Source organism: Terrisporobacter vanillatitrophus (assembly GCF_051148895.1).
Lineage (GTDB): Bacteria > Bacillota > Clostridia > Peptostreptococcales > Peptostreptococcaceae > Terrisporobacter > Terrisporobacter vanillatitrophus.
Genome location: NZ_CP154625.1, coordinates 1 through 22,254, shown reverse-complemented (window position 1 = coordinate 22,254; position 22,254 = coordinate 1). Strand labels below are relative to the sequence as shown.

Sequence of the window (22,254 nt, the reverse complement as noted above, 5' to 3'; positions counted from 1 at the left end):
CTATAATACTTTTTGTTATCCTTTTACAGCTCCAGCAACAACACCTTCTATAATGTGTTTTTGACAAGCTAAATAGAAAACTATTATTGGGATAATCGCTAATACAAGCATAGCCATCATAGCTCCCATATCTCTATTTCCATTTGATCCTACAAGCATTTGTATCACTACTGGAATTGTCTTATATTTTGTAGATAAACCAATAACTAAATATGGTAATAAGTAATCATTCCATATCCACATTGCATTTAGTATAGCAACTGTTATAGATGTTGGTTTTAATATTGGTAATACTATATAGAAGTAAGTTTGTAATGGATTACAACCATCTATCATAGCCGCTTCTTCTATTTCTAATGGTATGGATTTTATAAATCCACTAAACATAAATACTGATAATCCTGACCCAAATCCCAGATATAATGCAATCATACCTATTGGGTTTGATAAGTTTAGTCCATCTGCCAATTTTACCATTGGGAACATTACCATTTGGAATGGCACTATCATCGAGAATACAAATAAATAATAAATAGCACTTGTTAATTTACTTTTTACTCTTGTTATATAATAAGCCGTCATAGATGTAAAGAATATTATTACTACAACAGATCCTATTGTTATAAAGAATGACCATCCTATAGCGCTTAAGAATCCTGTTCTTTCTAACCCATTAATATAGTTTGTAATTCCCACAAATGTTTCTGGTGTAGGAAATGAAAATGGATTATCACTTATAAAAAACTTACCTTTAAATGAGTTTATAACTATAAATAAAATAGGAGCTAAAAAAATTACTACTAATGCACAAAGTATTAAAAATATAATACTATTTCCCTTGCTTTTTTTTCTTGGAACTGCGTTTTGCATTAATGTTCTACCTCCTTCTTTCTTGTATAATATAGTTGAGTAAGAGCAATAAGGGCTACTATGACAAAGAACATAACTGCCTTGGCCTGTCCCACACCTTCAAAATTGTTCCTTCCATAGAATGAATTTACTATATTTAATGCTAACATCTCAGTTTTATGCATAGGTGCCCCATTAGTCAACGCTAAGTTTTGATCATATAACTTAAAACTGTTTGATAACGTTAGAAAGAGACAAATTGTTATAGATGGCATTACCATCGGTACTGTTACATGTCTTAATGTTTGCCATTTTGTTGCTCCATCAATTTTTGATGCTTCTATTAATTCTGTTGGTACATTTTGAAGACCTGCGATATATATAATCATCATATACCCTATCATTTGCCAGTTCATCAATAATATTAATCCAATAAGTCCATACTTTTCATTAGCAACTAAAGTTGTTCCATAGTTTGCTAAAACAGCATTTATCATGGATTGCCAAGTATAACCTAATACTATACCGCCTATTAAGTTAGGCATGAAAAATACTGTACGGAAAAAGTTGGTTCCTTTTATCTTCTTTGTTAATAAGTAAGCAAGTGTAAATGCAATTATATTAACTGTTACTATAGATATAATGGTAAAGAAAGTTGTGAAACCAAATGATTCTATAAATCTTTGACTTGGTTCAAATGCCGTTATATAATTTTGTATACCTACAAATTTTGCATTACTCACTGTAGTAAAATCACAAAATGATAAATATAATCCTGTTATGAATGGGATTATAAATGCAATAGAAAATGCAATCACTGTTGGTAATAAAAATACAGCGAAATATTTTTTCAATGTTTTTTGCATACTATACCTCCTATTATTAATAAAAAGTAAGTGCTATAAAATCATCTTGGTTAAATAAAAAGCTTAGTTCATAAATATTATTACCTTCATCACTTAACTAGTACTTAATCCTTTTTTTGTTTAACGGTAATATACTGTTATTTATGGCTAAGCCTTTTCTATCTTGAATTAATTTAATTTTACTATCTTTAAAATAGGGCTAGATTATTATTTTATTAATAATAACCTAGCAATTTTAAAAAACACACTTACAAATATTTAGTGGTCTATTAGTTGTTATTATTTAGCTGCTTCTTTTTCACTAGCCCATTCATCAACTACTAACTTCTTAACATCTTCCCATTTCATATTTCCATTAGCATACTCAAGTAAAGCTGCTCCAAAGTCATCTTTAAATGTTTGGCTTGGGAATGAAACAAAGTTCCAGTCTACATTGTATAAATCTTTATTTTCTAAGTATCTTAACACTTCTTGAGCTAAAGGATCTTGTGGAGTTTCATCATCCTTAAATGTATCAAATGGAGCTATAAATCCTAATTCTTCTGTTACATGTTTTTTACCAGTATCAGAAGTGAATAACCACTCAATGAAAGCTATAGATGCTTTTTGGTCAGCTTCTGAAGCTTTGTTGTTTATAGAGAAGAAGTTTTCAGTTCCTATACAAAGACCTTGTTTTTCTTCACCTTTAACACCAGTATATATAGGCATGAATTTAACATCTTCTTCTTTAACAGTATTTCCTTCAACTTCTGCTATTTGTCCCCATCCCCAGTTACCATTTTGAACCATAGCTGCTTTACCTAATGCAAATTCCGCCATTGAATCAGATACTGTTTTACTTCCTAATAAAGTAGGAGCACAAGTAGAGTTGTTTATGTATAAATCAAATATGTTTTTGTATTGATCAGCATAAGTAAAGTCTATCTTATCTGAATCAGTTACATCTTTATCTTTGTATTCATAATATATTGGTAAGTTAGCTAAGTGAGTTTGCCATCTCCAATCTTCACCAGGAGTTAATGATGTAGAAGCAAATACACCATCTATTCCTAATTTATCTTTTTTAGCTTGCATATCTTCTACTACTTCTTTTAATTTATCATATTTATTTATTTCATCCATAGATTTAGCTTTTGCACCATCTAATTTAAAATATTTTTCCATTATCGCATTGTTATATATTATTCCGTATCCTTCTTCAACGTAAGGTATACCATATACTCCTTCTCCATCTTTGACTGCCATATCTTCGTTTAATAAGTGCTTATATAATTCTGTATCTTTTAAATCAAGACAATAATCTTTCCATGATTGATATCCTACTGGCCCATTTATTTGGAATAGTGTTGGAGCATCTTCTTTAGCTATTTCTGATTTTAAAGTTTGTTCATAAGTACCACTTGCAGCTGTAACTACTTTTACTTTTACGCCCGTTTCTTTTTCATAATCTTCAGCTATTTTTTTCCACTGTTCTTCCTGCTCTGGTTTGAAGCTTAAGTAGTATACTGAACCTTTCTCATCGTCTTTAGAGCCATCATTAGTAGACGAACAACCCGTTAATGCTACAGTTGCCATAACTGCAGATAAAGCAATTGTTAAATACTTTTTAAGTTTTATCATGATATTTCCCCCTCATATATTTTTATTTTACCTCCGGAAAGGTTTCCGATAACGTTTCCGAAATAACGTTTTCCCTTCCCAGTAATAAAATAGTAACACCCATTTTTCTAAAAATCAATAATTTTGTGATATATTTTTAATTATATAAAATCAGCTATATATACATATAAATTTATATTATATTGTTAGTATAACTGCTGACTTTCTATCTTAATTTCCAAATATCATTATTATATTCTGTAATAGTTCTATCAGAAGAAAAATAACCAGCTTTACTAATATTAACTAACATTCTCTTCGACCATTTCTCTCTATCTTCATATTCTTTAAATGACTCTTCTTTTTTATCACAATATGATTGGAAATCTAATAATCCCATAAACCAGTCTTTTCTCATTACTTCTTTATATAGTCTTATAAGATTTTCTTTACATCCAATATTCATAAGATCATCACTAACAATAAAATCTACCACTTCTTTTATATTCTTATTTTTTATATAGAGATCAAGAGGGTCATAGTCTCCACATTCATAATGTTTAATTACATTGTCACTACTTTCTCCAAATATAAATATATTTTCATCTCCAACAAGTTCATGTATTTCTACATTAGCACCATCTTCTGTTCCAAGCGTTAATGCACCATTTAACATAAACTTCATGTTTCCTGTTCCACTTGCCTCTTTTGATGCTAATGATATTTGCTCTGATATATCACATGCAGGTATTAATTTTTCAGCTGCAGTTACATTATAATTTTCTACCATTATAACCTTTAAATATTTGCTCACTTCTTTGTCATTGTCTATAAGTTCTTGTAAGCATAAAATTAAATGTATTATATCTTTTGCTATCGTATAAGCAGGAGCTGCTTTTGCGCCAAATATAACAGTTATAGGTGTTGTTGGTATATTTCCTTTTTTAATTTGTAAATATTTATAAATTACATATAAAGCATTCATCTGTTGTCTCTTATACTCATGTAACCTTTTTATTTGAATATCAAATATAGAATTTTCATCAATTTCTACATTTTGAACTTTTTTAAGATAATTTTTAAGCCTTATCTTATTCTCCTGTTTAATATCTAATAACTTTTGAAGAACTTCCTTGTCATCAACATATTTAATTAGGCCTTGTAATTTTTCTGCATCAAATTTAAATTCATTTCCTATTAACTCTTCTATCAACTTAGTTAATTTAGGGTTACAATGAATTAACCATCTTCTAATTGTTATGCCATTTGTTTTGTTATTAAATTTCTCAGAATATATTTTATAAAAGTTATTTAATTCATTATTTTTTAATATATCAGTATGAAGTGATGCTACTCCATTTACACTAAATGTATAATGTATATCTATATGAGCCATATGAACATTTTTATTTTTATCTATTATGTATAAAGATTTATCATCATATTTAGCTCTAACTTTTTTATCTAATTCTTTAATTATTGGTACAAGCTGTGGAACAGCTTTTTCTAAATATGCTATAGGCCACTTTTCTAATGCTTCTGCTAATATAGTATGATTAGTGTAAGCACATGTTTTAGATACTATTTCTATAGATTCATCCATTTCAATTCCTTTTTCAACTAAAAGACGTATAAGTTCAGGAATAACCATAGTTGGGTGAGTATCATTTATTTGTATTACAGCATAATCATATAAATCATGAAGGTTAGATCCCTTTGTGATACATTCATCTAATATAAACCTAGCTCCATTACTAACCATAAAATATTGTTGGTAAATACGAAGAAGGTGTCCTTTTTCATCACTATCATCTGGATATAAGAATAAAGTAAGATTTTTCTTAATATCTTCTTTATCAAAATTAATTCCGTCATTTACTATAGTTTCATCAACTGTTTCAACATCAAATAAATGAAGTTTATTCGTTGTATTATTATACCCGGTTATATTTATATCATATAGCCTAGACTTTAATGAAAATCCATGAAAATCAATATCATAAGTTACATTTGTTTTTTTCAACCAACTATGTTTTTCAATCCATTCATTTATCTCTTCACTTTGTAAATTATTTTTAAATACTTGTTTAAATAAACCAAAATGGTAATTTAATCCTATTCCATCTCCTGGAAGACCTAAAGTAGCTATAGAATCTAAAAAACATGCAGCTAATCTTCCAAGTCCACCATTTCCCAAAGATGGTTCCGGCTCTACTTCTTCTATCTCAAATATGCTTTTTCCATTGTTATTTAGAGTTTCTTTAACTTCATCATAAATACCTAAATTTATTAAGTTATTAGATAATAACTTTCCAATTAAAAATTCTGCTGAGATATAATATAGCTTTTTTTTACCTTGCTTTTCATTTACCTTATTTTCCCCAAACTCTTGCACCATTTCTAATAGAGCATAGTAAATTTCTTCATTTGAGCAATATGAAATGTCTTTATTACACTTAGACTTCAATATTTGAGATAAATTCACAGATATTCTCTCCCTCCTGATTCTATATATATTTATTGGAAACGTTTTCGGTAACGTTGCCATAAAACTCAAAGCTATGCCCTATATAGTTTGAATTCTATAATTAATATTATTTATAAATTTTTAGAATCATCTTTTTAAAGTTATTATAGTTTATAAATTTTGCTTTTACAACCATATTTATTCTATAAATTTATTTATTTATTATTTTTTATTTTAATAATACTATTCTATATTATATGATGTAAGTTTTATTTATCTTATATATATTATTTATACATAAATTATAATAAAAAAGACATACCTATTTAGTATGCCTATAAATATCTTTTAATAATAAAAAAAGATTACGTGGCTACGTGCTACTCTCCCAGGAGGTCGCCCCCCAAGTACCATCGCCGCTCAAGAGCTTAACTTCTGTGTTCGGAATGGGAACAGGTGTATCCTCTTTGCTATAATAACCACATAATCTTTATATTAAAGTATTAACTTTTGTTAGTACTTTCAAAACTACAAACATTTAAGATATAACTTATATTGGTCAAGTCCTCGACCTATTAGTATCAGTAAGCTACATATGTTACCACACTTCCACCTCTGACCTATCAACCATGTAGTCTTCATGGGGTCTTAACCTTACGGTGGGAAATCTTATCTTGAAGTAGGCTTCGCGCTTAGATGCTTTCAGCGCTTATCCTTTCCGTACTTAGCTACCCAGCTATGCCCTTGGCAGAACAACTGGTACACCAGCGGTACGTCCATCCCGGTCCTCTCGTACTAAGGACAGGTCTCCTCAAATTTCCTACGCCTGCGACGGATAGGGACCGAACTGTCTCACGACGTTCTGAACCCAGCTCGCGTACCACTTTAATGGGCGAACAGCCCAACCCTTGGGACCTACTACAGCCCCAGGATGTGATGAGCCGACATCGAGGTGCCAAACCTCCCCGTCGATGTGGACTCTTGGGGGAGATCAGCCTGTTATCCCCAGGGTAGCTTTTATCCGTTGAGCGATGGCCCTTCCATGCGGTACCACCGGATCACTAAGTCCGACTTTCGTCCTTGCTCGACCTGTATGTCTTGCAATCAAGCTCTCTTCTGCCTTTACACTCTTCGTACGATTTCCGACCGTACTGAGAGAACCTTTGAGCGCCTCCGTTACTTTTTAGGAGGCGACCGCCCCAGTCAAACTGTCCACCTGACAGTGTCCCACTACCTGATTCAAGGCAGCTGGTTAGAATCCCAGTACTACAAGGGTGGTATCCCAAGGATGGCTCCACACAGACTGACGTCCATGCTTCATAGCCTCCCACCTATCCTGTACATGTAGCACCGAGACTCAATGTCAAGCTACAGTAAAGCTCCATGGGGTCTTTCCGTCCTGTCGCAGGTAACCGGCATCTTCACCGGTATTACAATTTCACCCAGTCTGTTGTTGAGACAGTGCCCAAATCGTTACGCCTTTCGTGCGGGTCGGAACTTACCCGACAAGGAATTTCGCTACCTTAGGACCGTTATAGTTACGGCCGCCGTTTACTGGGGCTTAAGTTCACTGCTTCGGTTGCCCTAACAGATCCCCTTAACCTTCCAGCACCGGGCAGGCGTCAGCTCCTATACATCGTCTTGCGACTTAGCAGAAACCTATGTTTTTGGTAAACAGTCGCTTGGGCCTATTCTCTGCGGCCATGTTTCCATGGCACCCCTTCTCCCTAAGTTACGGGGTCATTTTGCCGAGTTCCTTAACAACAGTTCTCTGGCTGGCCTTAGGATACTCTCCTCACCCACCTGTGTCGGTTTACGGTACAGGCACCTTTAACCTCGATAGAGACTTTTCTCGACAGTGTGAAATCAGCTACTTCGCTACTAAATTTCGCTCCGCATCGTACCCCAGCATTATTCTAACGGATTTGCCTATTAGAACTGCCTCAATACTTGCCCGTACATAACCAACAGTACGGTTAGCTTATCCTTCTGTGTCATCCCATTTCTCAAACGGTTATTGGTGGTACAGGAATATCAACCTGTTGTCCATCACCTACGCCTTTCGGCCTCGGCTTAGGTCCTGACTAACCCAGGGCGGACGAACCTTCCCCTGGAAACCTTGGGTTTACGGCCTGTGGGATTCTCACCCACATCTCGCTACTCATGCCAACATTCTCACTTCTATACAGTCCACATCTCCTTACGGTAATGCTTCAATCCGTATAGAAAGCTCTCCTACCCATCATAAATGATGCCGTAGCTTCGGTAGTACGTTTTAGCCCCGGAAATTTTCGGCGCAGGATCACTCGACCAGTGAGCTATTACGCACTCTTTAAATGAGTGGCTGCTTCTAAGCCAACATCCTGGTTGTCTGTGCAATCCCACATCCTTTACCACTTAACGTACATTTAGGGACCTTAGCTGACGATCTGGGCTGTTGCCCTTTTGACTATGAATCTTATCACCCACAGTCTGACTCCCAAGCATAAGAATACGGTATTCGGAGTTTGATAGTCTTCGGTAAGTGCAATACCCCCTAGGACATTCAGTGCTCTACCCCCGTTTCTCTAAATCTTGAGGCTAGCCCTAAAGCTATTTCGGAGAGAACCAGCTATCTCCGGGCTCGATTGGAATTTCACCGCTATCCACAGGTCATCCCCGAGCTTTTCAACGCTCGTGGGTTCGGTCCTCCACGAAATTTTACTTTCGCTTCAACCTGCCCATGGATAGGTCGCCCGGTTTCGGGTCTACGTCAACTAACTAAACGCCCAGTTAAGACTCGCTTTCGCTACGGCTCCACACCTTAAGTGCTTAACCTTGCTAGTTAACGTAACTCGTTGGCCCGTTCTACAAAAAGTACGCAGTCACACAAGTAATGTGCTCCTACAGCTTGTAAGTGTAGGGTTTCAGGTTCTATTTCACTCCCCTCCCGGGGTTCTTTTCACCTTTCCCTCACGGTACTATACGCTATCGGTCACTAGGTAGTATTTAGGCTTGGAGGATGGTCCCTCCTGCTTCCCACAGGGTTTCACGTGTCCCGTGGTACTCTGGATCATATCTAGAGTCTTATTCTTTAAATTACGTGGCTTTTACACTTTATAGCGGAGCTTTCCAACTCTCTTCGTCTTGAATAAGTGATTCTGTTATGATATGTCCGCAACCCCAACAAAGAAAACTTTATTGGTTTGGCCTGTTCCGCGTTCGCTCGCCGCTACTTACGGAATCGAATTTCTTTCTCTTCCTCCAGGTACTTAGATGTTTCAGTTCCCCGGGTTCCCCTGGCATGACTATGTATTCATCATACCATACTTAGACATTACTCTAAGTGAGTTTCCTCATTCGGAAATCTTGGGATCAAAGTTTACGTGCAACTCCCCCAAGCTTATCGCAGCTTATCGCGTCCTTCATCGGCTCCTAGTGCCAAGGCATTCGCCCTACACCCTTAATAACTTGACCAGTTATCAAAGTTTGATATTTTTAAAAGTTATCTTCTTTATATGATATATTTTTCAAGAAGTTTATCTTCTTCTTTTATAATGTCATATCACTAAATGTTATGCAGTTTTCAAAGTACTAGGTACTTAATAAATAAGTACAAATGGTGGAGATAAACGGGATCGAACCGTTGACCCCCTGCGTGCAAGGCAGGTGCTCTCCCAGCTGAGCTATACCCCCATATATTTTTCAACAAAATATATTATAATTACTTTGTCGAATCTTATCAATATTTTTTTGTAAGAGTTAAAGAACTCTCAAAATTAAACAGTAGGTTAATTCTCCCTAGAAAGGAGGTGATCCAGCCGCACCTTCCGATACGGCTACCTTGTTACGACTTCACCCCAGTTATTGATTTCACCTTCGACACTCGCTTCCCAAAAGGGTTAGCTAAGTGGCTTCGGGCGCCCCCAACTTCCGTGGTGTGACGGGCGGTGTGTACAAGACCCGGGAACGCATTCACCGCAGCATTCTGATCTGCGATTACTAGTAACTCCAGCTTCATGTAGGCGAGTTTCAGCCTACAATCCGAACTGAGAATGGCTTTAAGGGATTAGCTCGGCCTCACGACTTGGCTGCCCTCTGTACCACCCATTGTAGCACGTGTGTAGCCCTAAGCATAAGGGGCATGATGATTTGACGTCATCCCCACCTTCCTCCAGGTTATCCCTGGCAGTCCCTCTAGAGTGCCCAACTTAATGCTGGCAACTAAAGACAAGGGTTGCGCTCGTTGCGGGACTTAACCCAACATCTCACGACACGAGCTGACGACAACCATGCACCACCTGTCACTTTTGTCCCCGAAGGGAAAAATGCGATTAGGCATCGGTCAAAAGGATGTCAAGCTTAGGTAAGGTTCTTCGCGTTGCTTCGAATTAAACCACATGCTCCGCTACTTGTGCGGGTCCCCGTCAATTCCTTTGAGTTTCACTCTTGCGAGCGTACTCCCCAGGCGGAGTACTTAATGCGTTAGCTGCGGCACCGAGGGGGGTAACCCCCGACACCTAGTACTCATCGTTTACGGCGTGGACTACCAGGGTATCTAATCCTGTTTGCTCCCCACGCTTTCGTGCCTCAGTGTCAGTTACAGTCCAGAAAGCCGCCTTCGCTACTGGTGTTCCTCCTAATATCTACGCATTTCACCGCTACACTAGGAATTCCACTTTCCTCTCCTGCACTCAAGTTTCCCAGTTTCAAGAGCTTACTACGGTTGAGCCGTAGCCTTTCACTCCTGACTTAAGAAACCACCTACGCACCCTTTACGCCCAGTAAATCCGGATAACGCTAGCCCCCTACGTATTACCGCGGCTGCTGGCACGTAGTTAGCCGGGGCTTCCTCCTCAAGTACCGTCATTATCTTCCTTGAGGACAGAGTTTTACGACCCGAAGGCCTTCATCACTCACGCGGCGTTGCTGCATCAGGCTTTCGCCCATTGTGCAATATTCCCCACTGCTGCCTCCCGTAGGAGTTTGGACCGTGTCTCAGTTCCAATGTGGCCGATCACCCTCTCAGGTCGGCTACTGATCGTCGCCTTGGTAAGCCGTTACCTTACCAACTAGCTAATCAGACGCGGGTCCATCTCATACCGCCGGAGCTTTGATAAGAAATCCATGTGAATCTCTTATATTATCCTGTATTAGCATACCTTTCGGTATGTTATCCATGTGTATGAGGCAGGTTACCCACGCGTTACTCACCCGTCCGCCGCTCTTCTCCGAAGAGAATCGCTCGACTTGCATGTGTTAGGCACGCCGCCAGCGTTCATCCTGAGCCAGGATCAAACTCTCAAATAAAAGTTGTCCAATTGCTCAGCTAATCATTATCTGAATATCTGGCTTGGTTTGTTTGTTGTTTCAGTTTAATTCTTAAAGAATTAATTTATTGTTAACCTACTGTTTAATTTTCAAAGTTCTTTGTGGTGGACCATCAGGGACTCGAACCCCAGACCTACCGGTTATGAGCCGGGCGCTCTAACCAACTGAGCTAATGGTCCACTTTTTTGGTGCCGAAGACCGGAATCGAACCGGTACGAAAGTATAAGTTTCGCAGGATTTTAAGTCCTGTGCGTCTGCCAGTTCCGCCACTTCGGCATGCACCAAATTTGGCTATGTCCTACTCTCCCAGGAAGTCGCCTCCCAAGTACCATCAGCGCTCAAGAGCTTAACTTCTGTGTTCGGAATGGGAACAGGTGTATCCTCTTTGCTATAATAACCAAATTTCATTTTGTTTTTTACTACAAGTATTATACTAACATTTTTCAAAACTTTTGTCAAATGTTTTTTCTTTTCTTTTTTCAAGAAAAATTAACCTATCACCTAAGTGATAATTTGCTTTTGCTCCATTTCTCTGGCGCAATAAATAATATACACTATATTAGATGATAGGTCAATAGTTTTTTATATATTTTTTTCATATTCTTTTTTTAGCTTTTCTATTATCTTTCTTTCAAGTCTAGAAATAGTCATTTGAGATATATTCAATTCCTTCGCTAAGGCTGATTGTGTTTTTTCTAAATAAAACCTGCCTTTAAAAATCTGAACTTCTAATTCATTCAATGTTTTTATAAACTTTTCCAAGAAATCCTTATATTCTATATCATTAAAGCTCTCTTCTTTATCTTTATCTGCTATTTTATCCATTAAGGATATATTTTCTTCTGAATCACTGTTAGTTGTTGCATCTAATGATACTGGTTGATATCCATAAGATGCTTCCATAGACTCTAATACTTCTTCTTCTGTACACCCTAAATATTCAGCAATTTCTTTTACTTTAGGATGTCTTTTATTCTGTTGTTCTAATACAACTTTAGCTTCACTTACCTTTTTACTTAGTTCTTGAACCCTTCTGGGAACTCTTAAGGTCCACACTTTATCTCTAAAGTACTTTTTTATTTCACCTACTATTGTAGGCGTAGCAAAACTCGAGAATTCAAATCCTTTTTCTACATCATATCTATCTATTGCATATATTAATGCTAAAGATGCGACTTGATATATATCATCAAACTCTACTCCTTTATTAATATACTTTTTTGCCAATATATTAACTAGATACAGATGTCTTTCAATTAGTATATCTCTTACTTCTCTATTTTTTTCTTTGCTATAAAGTTTAAAAAGCTCTTTAGTTTCTATATTTAGGTAATCTGTAGCATTAGCTACCTTCTTCATTACATATCAACTCCTAAATACTTTGTCATTTTTATACTGGTTCCCTTTCCTTCTTGTGATTCAACAATTACTTCATCCATAAGAGATTCTATTATAAATAATCCCATTCCACTCTCTTTAAGATCATCTATATCTGGCTCACTTACACCACTTCTATCGTAACCTTTACCATTATCTATTATTTCTATAGTTAATCCATTTTCTATCATTGAGTATATAATTATAAATCGATCATCTAAACTATGTTTTATAGCATTTGTGCAAGCTTCGGATATAGCTACTTTTAAATCTTCTATGTCATCAATACAAAAACCTACTTTGTTTGCAATGCCAGAAGTAGTTAGTCTTATTATACTTACATACTCCGGATTTGCTGTAATCTCCATTTTTATTGTTTCGTAAGCCAAAACTATCCCTCCAATTTAAAAATCTTATCTAAACCTGTTATATTGAATATTTTTCTTACGTTATTCTTAGGTTTTTCTATATATACTTCTTTATCCTCTATCTTTAATCTTTTTAGAATTCCTATCATTACACCAAGTCCAGTTGAATCTATATATTCTAAATCTTCAAGATCTAATCTCATATCTATATTCTTCTCATCAACTAACTTATGTAAACACTTTTTTAATTCATCTGCTGTAGATACATCTAATTCTCCTTCAAGAGAAACTTTCCAGAAATCATTTGTTGTATCTAATATTGAGTTTATTTTTATTGACATTATTCTACCTCCCATTTAATGTACTATTTTTTGAAAAACTTGAATACTCTAAATAAGCTACTAATTTTAGTTATGATATCCATAATTTCTCTCACACTTTTTGTTATATGTGCAGCATTGTCTATTATATCGGTTATATGTCTTTCATTAACATCGATTAATCTATTTGTTCTTTCAACAACTTTATTGGCGCTGTTTAATACTTTTGCTAAGTATATAGCTACTATAAAAAAGCTAGCACCAAATAAAACCGCCCCTATTTGCCAGCCTAATGCATTCATTACTTATCTCCCTCTTCAAAGCTCTTACTTATTAGTATATCTTCTTCTGATATCTCTATATTATTATCTTCTATTATTTCATCTTTTATAGATATAATTTTTTCTTTAACACTATCAAATGTTTCATGTAGAACATCTTTTGGATTTTCTTTTACTTCTATTAATTTTTCTTTAGCTTCTTTTCTTATTTCAGAACCCTCTTTAGGTGCTAAGCATAATCCTGTCACAAATCCAGCTACTGCTCCTAATACTAAGTATAATCCCTTTTTTGAACTCATAGTAATTTCTCCTTTTTATATTTATTAATTATATATTACAAATAAATATGGAAAAAGAATAGGATAAAATCCTATTCTTCATCTATATTTATTTTTGCAATTGAAACTACATTTACTTCATCTTCTGTCTTCATTAATTTAACTCCACTTGTTACTCTACCATAAATTGAAATTCCTTCAATTTGTAATCTTATAAGTATCCCATCAGAGTTAATTATCATTATTTGATCTTGCTCAGCAACCATTTCGGCTCCTACGATTTTTCCTGTCTTTTCAAATATATTATATGTTTTTATTCCTTTTCCAGCTCTACTTTGAACTCTATATTCATTAATATCTGTTCTTTTCCCAAATCCTTTTTCACTTACTACTAATAACTCATGACCTTCATCTGTTAAGTTCATAGAAACTATTCTATCATCTCCTGATAAAGTTATACCTTTTACACCCATAGCTGTTCTACCCATAGGTCTTATATCTGTTTCATTAAATCTTATAGACATTCCATTTTCAGTAACTAAAAGGACATCTTTTTCACCGTTTGTAATTTTAACATCTATTAATTCATCATCATCTCTAAGCCCAATTGCTATTAGCCCTGATTTATTAATATTTTTAAATTCTTCACGTTTAGTTTTCTTTACGATACCTTTTTTAGTAGCTAATAGTAAGTATAACTCTTCATTATTTGAATTATCTACTGGAATTAGAGTAGTTATTTTTTCGTTTGGTGCTAATTGTAATAAGTTTACTATAGCAGTTCCTTTTGCTTTTCTCTTCCCTTCTGGAATTTCAAAAGCATCCATTCTAAATACTCTACCTTTATTTGTAAAGAATAATAATCTACTGTGTGTAGTTGTTGTAACTAAATGTTTTACAAAGTCTTCTTCTCTAGTAGACATTGCTGATATTCCTTTACCACCTCTATTTTGACTCTTATATGTATCTAGAGGTACTCTCTTTATGTAACCAAAATGAGTAAAAGTAATTGCTATTTCTTCATCATCAATTAAATCTCTCATGTTGATTTCACCTTCAGCATGTCTAATTTCTGTTCTTCTATCATCTGCATATTTTTCTCTTATAGCTATAATTTCTTCTTTTATAACGTTTAAAAGTAATTGTTCATCTGCTAATATAGATCTTAAATATTCTATTTTTTTCATTAACTCACTGTATTCATCTTCTATCTTTTCTCTCTCTAACCCAGTAAGTCTTTGTAACCTCATATCTAAGATAGCTTGGGCTTGCACATCTGTTAAACCGAATTTTTCTATTAATCCATTTTTAGCTTCTTGAGTTGTCTTAGAAGCTCTTATTAAACTTATTACAGCATCTATATTATCTAGTGCTATTCTCAATCCTTCTAATATATGTGCTCTTGCTTCTGCTTTATTTAATTCAAATTTCGTTCTACGTGTAACAACATCTTTTTGATGTTCAACATAGTAGTATAGCATTTCTTTTAAATTTAATACTTTAGGCACACCGTTAACAAGTGCAAGCATTATTATACTGAAAGTATCTTCCATTTGAGAATGTTTATATAGATTGTTAAGAACTATGTTAGCATTAGCATCTCTTTTTAACTCTATAACGATTCTCATACCATTTCTGTTACTTTCATCTCTTAAGTCAGAAATACCTTCTAATTTTTTGTCTTTAACTAATTCAGCTATTCTTTCAACTAATCTAGCTTTATTTACTTGGTAAGGAATTTCTGTAACAACTACTTGTTGTCTTCCTTTTGGTAATTCTTCTATTATAGCTCTAGATCTAACTTTTACTTTACCTCTACCAGTTCTATAAGCTTCTGCTATATTTTCTTTTCCCATTATTATTGCTGATGTTGGGAAGTCTGGTCCTTGTACGTAATTCATTAATTCTTCTACACTACAATCTGGATTTTCAATTAAATGTACTGCTGCATCAATTGTTTCTCCTAAGTTGTGTGGTGGAATAGATGTAGCCATACCAACTGCTATACCATTAGATCCATTTACTAATAAGTTTGGATATCTTGATGGTAATACTGATGGCTCTTTTAAAGACTCATCAAAGTTTGGTACAAAGTCTACTGTTTCTTTATCTATATCTCTAAGTAATTCTAAAGCTAATCTACTCATTTTTGCTTCTGTATAACGCATTGCTGCTGGTGAGTCACCATCTACAGAACCAAAGTTACCATGACCATCAACTAAAAGTCCTCTAGTCGAGAAATCCTGAGCCATTCTTACCATTGCAAAATATACTGCTGTATCTCCATGTGGATGGTACTTCCCTAGAACGTCCCCAACAATACGTGCAGATTTTCTATAAGGTTTATCCGGCATTAAATTTAACTCATTCATAGAGTAAAGTATTCTTCTATGAACAGGCTTTAATCCGTCTCTTACATCTGGTAATGCACGACCAACTATAACACTCATGGCATAATCAATATAAGATTTTTTCATTTCACTGGCTATTTCTATAGGGAGTATTTTGTTATTTTGTTCCATTTTTACTCATCCCCTTTCTTATATATCTAAGTTTGTAACATATGTTGCATTTTCTTCTATAAATTCTTTTCTAGGCCCAACTTTATCTCCCATTAACATTGAGAATACTTGATCTGCCATTACAGCATCTTCTATTGTAACTTGTAATAATGTTCTCGTTTCTGGATTCATAGTTGTATCCCATAATTGTTCAGCGTTCATCTCTCCAAGACCTTTGTATCTTTGAAGCTCAACACCTGTTCTTCCTATTTCTTCTAATAAAACTTCTAATTCTTTATCTGTATAAACATAGTATTCTTTCTTTTGCTTTTTAACTTTATATAGAGGCGGTTGTGCTGCATAAACATATCCATTTTCTATTAAAGGTCTCATATATCTGAAGAAGAATGTTAATAATAATGTTCTAATGTGAGCACCATCTACATCGGCATCTGTCATTATTACTATTTTATGGTATCTAGCTTTTTCTATATTGAAATCATTTCCTACACCGCAACCATAAGCAGTTATCATATTTTTTATTTCATCAGAAGATAATATTTTATCTAATCTTGATTTTTCTACGTTTAATATTTTACCTCTAAGTGGTAATATTGCTTGAGTGTGTCTATCTCTACCTTGTTTTGCAGAACCACCGGCAGAATCCCCTTCGACTAAGAATATTTCACTTTTGGCTGGATCTTTCTCTGCACAGTCTGCTAATTTCCCAGGTAATGATGTACTTTCTAGAACACTTTTTCTTCTTGTTAATTCTCTAGCTCTTTTTGCAGCTTCTCTAGCTCTTTGAGCTCTTAAACCTTTATCAACTATAATTCTAGCTGTTGTTGGGTTTTCTTCTAAGAAAGCTCCTAATTCTTCTACTGTTACGCTATCTACGCTACCTCTCATATATGTATTACCTAATTTAGTCTTTGTTTGACCTTCAAATTGAGGTTCTGGTAGTTTAACTGATATAACAGCTGTAAGACCTTCTCTTATATCTTCACCTGTTAAATTTACTTCATTTTCTTTTATTAATTTATTACGTTTAGCATAGTCATTTACAGTTTTAGTTAATGCTGTTTTAAACCCTGCTAAGTGAGTTCCACCTTCATGTGTATCTATATTATTTGCAAATGAGAATATATTTTCTGTATATCCATCAGTATATTGCATTGCTATTTCAACGATAGTATCTCCTATTTTTTTATCTATGTGAACTATGTCTTCATGTATAGGTGTTTTTGTTTTATTTAAATATTTAACAAATTCAACTAGTCCTCCATCATAATGGAATTCTTTTTTACGTTGACTATCCACTCTTTTATCTTCAAATACGATTCTTACTCCTTTATTTAAGAAAGCAAGTTCTCTAAGTCTATGCTCTAATGTTTCATACTTGAACTCTACTTCATCAAATATAGTTTCATCTGGCATGAAGCTTATTATTGTTCCTGTATGATGAGATTCTCCAACTACGTCTAATGATGAAGTTGTTATTCCCTTTTCATAGTTTTGTCTATATATCTTTCCATCTCTATATACATCTGCAACTAACCATTTTGATAATGCGTTAACTACAGATATACCAACTCCGTGAAGTCCGCCAGATACCTTGTACCCTCCTCCACCAAATTTACCACCAGCGTGTAAAACTGTTAGAACTGTTTCTAAAGTAGATTTACCAGTCTTAGGATGAGTCTCTACAGGTATACCTCTACCATCATCCTTTACAGTTACACTACCATCTTCATTTAGACTAACATATATTCTGTCACAATAACCTTGTAATGCTTCATCTATACTATTATCAACAATTTCATAAACTAGATGGTGTAATCCTCTTGGTCCAGTAGATCCAATATACATACCAGGTCTTTTTCTAACGGCTTCTAGACCTTCTAGTACCTGAATCTGACTTGCGCCATACTCTTGTTGTTTCATTTAGTTACCTCCATTCTGTATACTAATTACTTTACCTTTTTCTATATTAAAAATAGTAGTATTATCTTTATTAAATATACTTTTATGCGCTATTTCTGCTGTAGTTATAAACATTTGTACATCTTCTAAATTTTCTACTAGTAGTTTTTGTCTTGTTTCGTCTAGTTCACTAAATACATCATCTAGTATTAATATAGGATTTTCTCCAACCTCATTTTTAATTAGCTCTATTTCTGATAATTTTAATGAAATAGAAGCTGTCCTTTGTTGCCCTTGTGAACCATATAATCTGACATCTAATTTATTAACAAATATATTTAAGTCATCCTTATGAATACCATATCTTGTAGTTCTTACTTCCATATCATGTTCTCTACTTTCAATTAACTTATTATAAAATCTTTCTTTCACTTCTATAACAGTATCTTCATCACTTATATTCATTTGATTCTTATAAGTGATTTGTAAATCTTCTATATTGTTAGTTAATCTAGTATGCATGGAATTTGCTATATTAGAAATTTTCTTAATAAAATCTCTTCTAATAATATATATATAGCTACCATATTGAGATAAACTTTCATCATAAACATCTAATAAGTTAGTATCTATATTTCTATTTTTAAGAACTCTATTTTTTTGACTTAATATTTTATTGTAATTTATTAAATAATTATAATATTTGGGCATTATTTGACTTATTTCTTTATCTATAAATGATCTGCGTTCTCTTGGGCCATCTTTGACTAACCTTAAATCTTCTGGAGAAAAAATTACTACATTTAAATTTCCAAGTAATTCTTGAATTTTTTGGATGTGTATCTTATTTACTTTAATTCCCTTTTTATTTTTTCCAATTGCAACTTCTATTAAACTATTTGTGTTGTATTTAGTGTAATTTCCTCCAATGTACAAACTTTCTGTATCAAATTTAATGATTTCTTTATCTTTATTCGTCCTGAAAGATTTGCCAAAAGATAGCATATAAATAGATTCCACTATATTTGTTTTTCCCTGTCCATTTTTACCAACTAAGAGATTAACATTTTTATTAAAATCTATATACAGATTGTCATAATTTCTAAAATTTATTAATTTTAAGCTATTAAGCTGCATTAAAGGGACTCCTTTTTACACTACCATTATTGAGTTTCCTTCGACTTCAATAAGATCTCCTGGTCTGATTTTTTTACCTCTTCGTGTTTCAACTTCGCCATTCACTTTTACTACGCCTTCTTGTATTAAAAATTTAGCATGACCGCCAGTTGAAGCAATATCAGCAAGTTTTAAGAATTGATCTAACTTAATATACTCTGAATCTATGGCTATTTCTATCATATTGACTCCTCCTATTTCTTATTAGTTAAGTACTTATTATACCATAAAAATAATAAAAACCCAACTAAATGCAGTTGGGTTCCAAGTCTTATATATTTGAAGCTATCCTTACAGGAAGTAATAAATATATATATTTAATACCATCAACTGGCTTAATTATACATGGATTAACATTAGTGGTAAATTCGATGAATATTTCTTCACTTTCTATATTTTTTAATCCTTCTAATAAATATCTTGAGTTAAAAGCAATATCTAAATAATCTCCCTCTAATTCCAAATCTACTTCTTCGTAAACATTACCTTTTTCAGTATTAGATGTTATTGCCAGCGTATTATCTCTTATTGATAATTTTATTAGATTATTTCTTTCTGATTGTGATAATAAAGATGCTCTTTCTATACTATTAAGTAAGCTTCTAGTATTTAATTTAATCCTAGTATTATGTTCTCTTGGAAGTAATTTTTTATACTCAATAAATTCGCCATCTAATAATCTTGTTATTATTTTTGTTTCATTTATCATGAAAATTGCATTTTTATCATCAAATCCAATTTGAACTTGTTCCTCTGTGGATAAAAGACTATTTACATCATTTAAAGTTTTTCCAGGAATTATAACTTTTGCATTTGAATTTAAGTTTTCCACAGAACAGCTTCTTACTGCAAGTCTATAACCATCTATAGCTACTAAACTGACTTCTCCATTAACTATTTCTAGTAGCTCTCCCATTAAAACTGGCTTTGTTTGATCCTGAGATATGGCAAATACAGTTTGTTTAATCATATTTTTTAGGATATCTTGTGGCACGTTGTATAAGTTATCTTTACTTACGTTAGGTAACACAGGATACTCTTCAGGGCTATCTCCCTTTATTTTGAATTTTGAGTTTAAACAATTTATATAAACGTTGTTATCATCATCTGTTTCAATCTCAACAAATGAATCAGGTAGTTTTCTTATTATATCTCCAAAAAGTCTTGCATCTATAACAATACTTCCTTCCTCTGCTATTTCTGCTTGTGCATAAGTTTCTATACCAATTTCTAAATCATATCCAGTTAAAACTATTTGATCTCTTTTAGCTACTATTAAAATTCCTTTTAATAAATCAAAGTTTGTTTTTCCATTAATAGCTTTTTGTACAATACTTATTTTATGAGCTAATAGTTTTTGATTACAAATTATCTTCAATGTGGATAACCTCCTTGTAGCATTTTAATAAAAATATATATAAAAACAATAGTAGTTGTAGTAGTAGGTGTTGTGGATAAAGTGGATAAGTATATCAATCCAAATAAAGCAAAAGATATTAACTTGTATATAAAATGTTAATATCTTATAAAAAACCTCTTAATTATATTGTGAACAAAATCTTAACAAAAAATTTATTAACATTACAGTAATAGTTATTAACAGACAAAATGTGAATAAATTATCCCTTTAAATCTGAGATTATTTTATCTATTTTGTCCTTTATTTGTTGATTCGCTTCGATATCCTTAGTTATTTTATCATGAGCATGAATTACTGTTGTATGATCTCTTCCACCAAATTCACTTCCTATCTTAGGTAATGACAAATCAGTAAGTTCACGGCAAATATACATTGCTATTTGTCTAGGATATGCTATTGTTCTTGTTCTTTTTTTAGAATTAAAGTCATCCATTTTAATGTTAAAAGCTTCTGAAACTTTTTCTTTTATTCTGTTTACTGTTATTTCTTCACCTTTTGGATTTGATATTATATCCTTTAAAGCTTCAGTTGCAAGCTCAAGTGAAATATTTTTATTTGTAAGAGATGAATAGGCAACAACTCTAGTTAAAGCACCTTCTAATTCTCTTATATTTGATTTAATGTACTTAGCTATGTAAGTCATTACTTCATTTGGAACATTTATGTTTTCTAATTGAGCTTTTTTTCTAAGTATAGCGATTCTCGTTTCGAAATCAGGTGGCTGAATATCAGTTATAAGACCCATTTCGAATCTTGATCTTAATCTATCTTCTAATGTGGGGATTTCTTTTGGTGGTCTATCACTAGATATGATTATTTGTTTATTTGCTTCATGTAATGCATTAAAAGTATGGAAAAACTCCTCTTGAGTCCCTTCTTTTCCAGCAATAAACTGTATATCATCTATTAATAGAACATCAACATTTCTATATTTATTTCTGAATTCTTCGTTCTTATCATTTTTTATTGAGTTTATAAGCTCATTTGTAAATTTTTCAGAAGAAACATAAACAACCTTAGGGTCTTCTTGTTGGCACATTATATGATGTCCAATAGCATGCATTAAATGTGTTTTTCCTAGACCAACTCCTCCGTATAAAAACAAAGGATTATATGCTTTAGCTGGAGATTCAGCTACTGCTACACAAGCTGCATGGGCAAATCTATTACTATTACCTATTACAAAGGTATCAAAAGTATATTTAGGATTTAAATTGGGATAACTTTTTTTGATAGTAGTAGATTTATCTTCTTCATTAGTATCTTGTATTTCTTTTTCGTCTAAAATAAATTTGATCTGATATTTTTTTAGGGATAATTGGCTTATACAACTTTCAATTAAGTTTAAGTATCTATTTTCAAGTATATTTTGTATAAATTCGTTTGGAGCCAAAAAAATAAGCTCATTAGATATTTGCTTTAAAGGTTTTATTTCCTTAAAAAAAGCATTAAAGCTGGCTGTAGATACCTCACCTTTTATTAGTTGCAAAGTTTTTTCCCATAAAGAAACTATATCCAT

Annotated in this window: 15 protein-coding genes, 3 tRNA genes and 4 rRNA genes; all 22 read right to left on the bottom strand. The window is 33.3% G+C overall.

Features of this window, described 5'->3' with window-relative positions; genetic code table 11:
• Positions 1-15: 15 nt before the first annotated feature.
• The 22 genes from TVTCOM_RS00110 to dnaA all read right to left on the bottom strand — a co-directional run bounded on the left by TVTCOM_RS00110 (position 16) and on the right by dnaA (position 22,254).
• The gene (locus TVTCOM_RS00110; RefSeq protein WP_434797900.1) at positions 16-870 is read right to left on the bottom strand and encodes a carbohydrate ABC transporter permease; all 855 of its coding nucleotides are present in this window, start codon (positions 868-870) and stop codon (positions 16-18) included.
• Positions 870-1,715, bottom strand: coding sequence for a carbohydrate ABC transporter permease (locus tag TVTCOM_RS00105; protein WP_434797899.1), 846 nt, complete (start codon positions 1,713-1,715; stop codon positions 870-872). Before TVTCOM_RS00105 ends, TVTCOM_RS00110 begins: the two co-directional genes overlap by 1 nt.
• 279 nt (positions 1,716-1,994) lie before the next feature.
• Positions 1,995-3,335 carry an ABC transporter substrate-binding protein gene (locus TVTCOM_RS00100; RefSeq protein ID WP_434797898.1) on the bottom strand — a complete coding sequence of 447 codons (1,341 nt, stop codon included), beginning with the start codon at positions 3,333-3,335 and terminating at the stop codon, positions 1,995-1,997.
• Between the two features lie 205 nt (positions 3,336-3,540).
• Positions 3,541-5,799 (bottom strand): glycogen/starch/alpha-glucan family phosphorylase, encoded by a 2,259-nt coding sequence (gene glgP, locus TVTCOM_RS00095; RefSeq protein ID WP_434797897.1) that lies wholly within the window; start codon positions 5,797-5,799, stop codon positions 3,541-3,543.
• 349 nt (positions 5,800-6,148) lie between these two features.
• Positions 6,149-6,265, bottom strand: a 5S ribosomal RNA gene (rrf, locus tag TVTCOM_RS00090).
• 71 nt (positions 6,266-6,336) lie between these two features.
• Positions 6,337-9,237 (bottom strand): 23S ribosomal RNA (locus TVTCOM_RS00085).
• 143 nt (positions 9,238-9,380) lie between these two features.
• Positions 9,381-9,456 (bottom strand) — tRNA-Ala (locus TVTCOM_RS00080).
• Positions 9,457-9,565: 109 nt separating this feature from the next.
• Positions 9,566-11,070 (bottom strand): 16S ribosomal RNA (locus TVTCOM_RS00075).
• Positions 11,071-11,193: 123 nt separating this feature from the next.
• A tRNA-Ile gene (locus tag TVTCOM_RS00070) sits at positions 11,194-11,270 on the bottom strand.
• A 7-nt stretch (positions 11,271-11,277) separates the two neighbouring features.
• A tRNA-Leu gene (locus TVTCOM_RS00065) sits at positions 11,278-11,367 on the bottom strand.
• Positions 11,368-11,376: 9 nt separating this feature from the next.
• Positions 11,377-11,493, bottom strand: a 5S ribosomal RNA gene (gene rrf / locus TVTCOM_RS00060).
• The 16S, 23S and 5S rRNA genes sit together here with 3 tRNA genes alongside, the layout of an rRNA operon.
• A gap of 180 nt (positions 11,494-11,673) precedes the next feature.
• On the bottom strand, positions 11,674-12,450 hold the full coding sequence (locus TVTCOM_RS00055; RefSeq protein WP_434797896.1) for a SigB/SigF/SigG family RNA polymerase sigma factor: 777 nt from the start codon (positions 12,448-12,450) through the stop codon (positions 11,674-11,676).
• Positions 12,450-12,857, bottom strand: coding sequence for an ATP-binding protein (locus TVTCOM_RS00050; RefSeq protein WP_434797895.1), 408 nt, complete (start codon positions 12,855-12,857; stop codon positions 12,450-12,452). Before TVTCOM_RS00050 ends, TVTCOM_RS00055 begins: the two co-directional genes overlap by 1 nt.
• 2 nt (positions 12,858-12,859) lie before the next feature.
• On the bottom strand, positions 12,860-13,177 hold the full coding sequence (locus TVTCOM_RS00045) for an STAS domain-containing protein (RefSeq protein WP_434797894.1): 318 nt from the start codon (positions 13,175-13,177) through the stop codon (positions 12,860-12,862).
• Positions 13,178-13,200: 23 nt separating this feature from the next.
• Positions 13,201-13,458 carry a DUF948 domain-containing protein gene (locus TVTCOM_RS00040; protein ID WP_434797893.1) on the bottom strand — a complete coding sequence of 86 codons (258 nt, stop codon included), beginning with the start codon at positions 13,456-13,458 and terminating at the stop codon, positions 13,201-13,203.
• Positions 13,458-13,736, bottom strand: coding sequence for a YtxH domain-containing protein (locus TVTCOM_RS00035; RefSeq protein WP_074920212.1), 279 nt, complete (start codon positions 13,734-13,736; stop codon positions 13,458-13,460). The genes TVTCOM_RS00040 and TVTCOM_RS00035 overlap by 1 nt, the downstream gene beginning before the upstream one ends.
• A gap of 71 nt (positions 13,737-13,807) precedes the next feature.
• Positions 13,808-16,237, bottom strand: coding sequence for a DNA gyrase subunit A (gene gyrA, locus TVTCOM_RS00030; RefSeq protein WP_434797892.1), 2,430 nt, complete (start codon positions 16,235-16,237; stop codon positions 13,808-13,810).
• Positions 16,238-16,255: 18 nt separating this feature from the next.
• Complete coding sequence (gene gyrB / locus TVTCOM_RS00025) at positions 16,256-18,160, bottom strand: DNA topoisomerase (ATP-hydrolyzing) subunit B (RefSeq protein WP_434797891.1); 1,905 nt, start codon at positions 18,158-18,160, stop codon at positions 16,256-16,258.
• Positions 18,161-19,276, bottom strand: coding sequence for a DNA replication/repair protein RecF (recF, locus tag TVTCOM_RS00020; protein WP_434797890.1), 1,116 nt, complete (start codon positions 19,274-19,276; stop codon positions 18,161-18,163). It abuts the gene before it with no gap.
• A gap of 15 nt (positions 19,277-19,291) precedes the next feature.
• A complete protein-coding gene (yaaA, locus tag TVTCOM_RS00015; protein ID WP_018590072.1) occupies positions 19,292-19,498 on the bottom strand; it encodes a S4 domain-containing protein YaaA in 207 nt (68 codons plus the stop codon).
• 88 nt (positions 19,499-19,586) lie between these two features.
• On the bottom strand, positions 19,587-20,693 hold the full coding sequence (dnaN, locus tag TVTCOM_RS00010; protein ID WP_434797889.1) for a DNA polymerase III subunit beta: 1,107 nt from the start codon (positions 20,691-20,693) through the stop codon (positions 19,587-19,589).
• 241 nt (positions 20,694-20,934) lie between these two features.
• The gene (gene dnaA, locus TVTCOM_RS00005) at positions 20,935-22,254 is read right to left on the bottom strand and encodes a chromosomal replication initiator protein DnaA (protein ID WP_434797888.1); all 1,320 of its coding nucleotides are present in this window, start codon (positions 22,252-22,254) and stop codon (positions 20,935-20,937) included.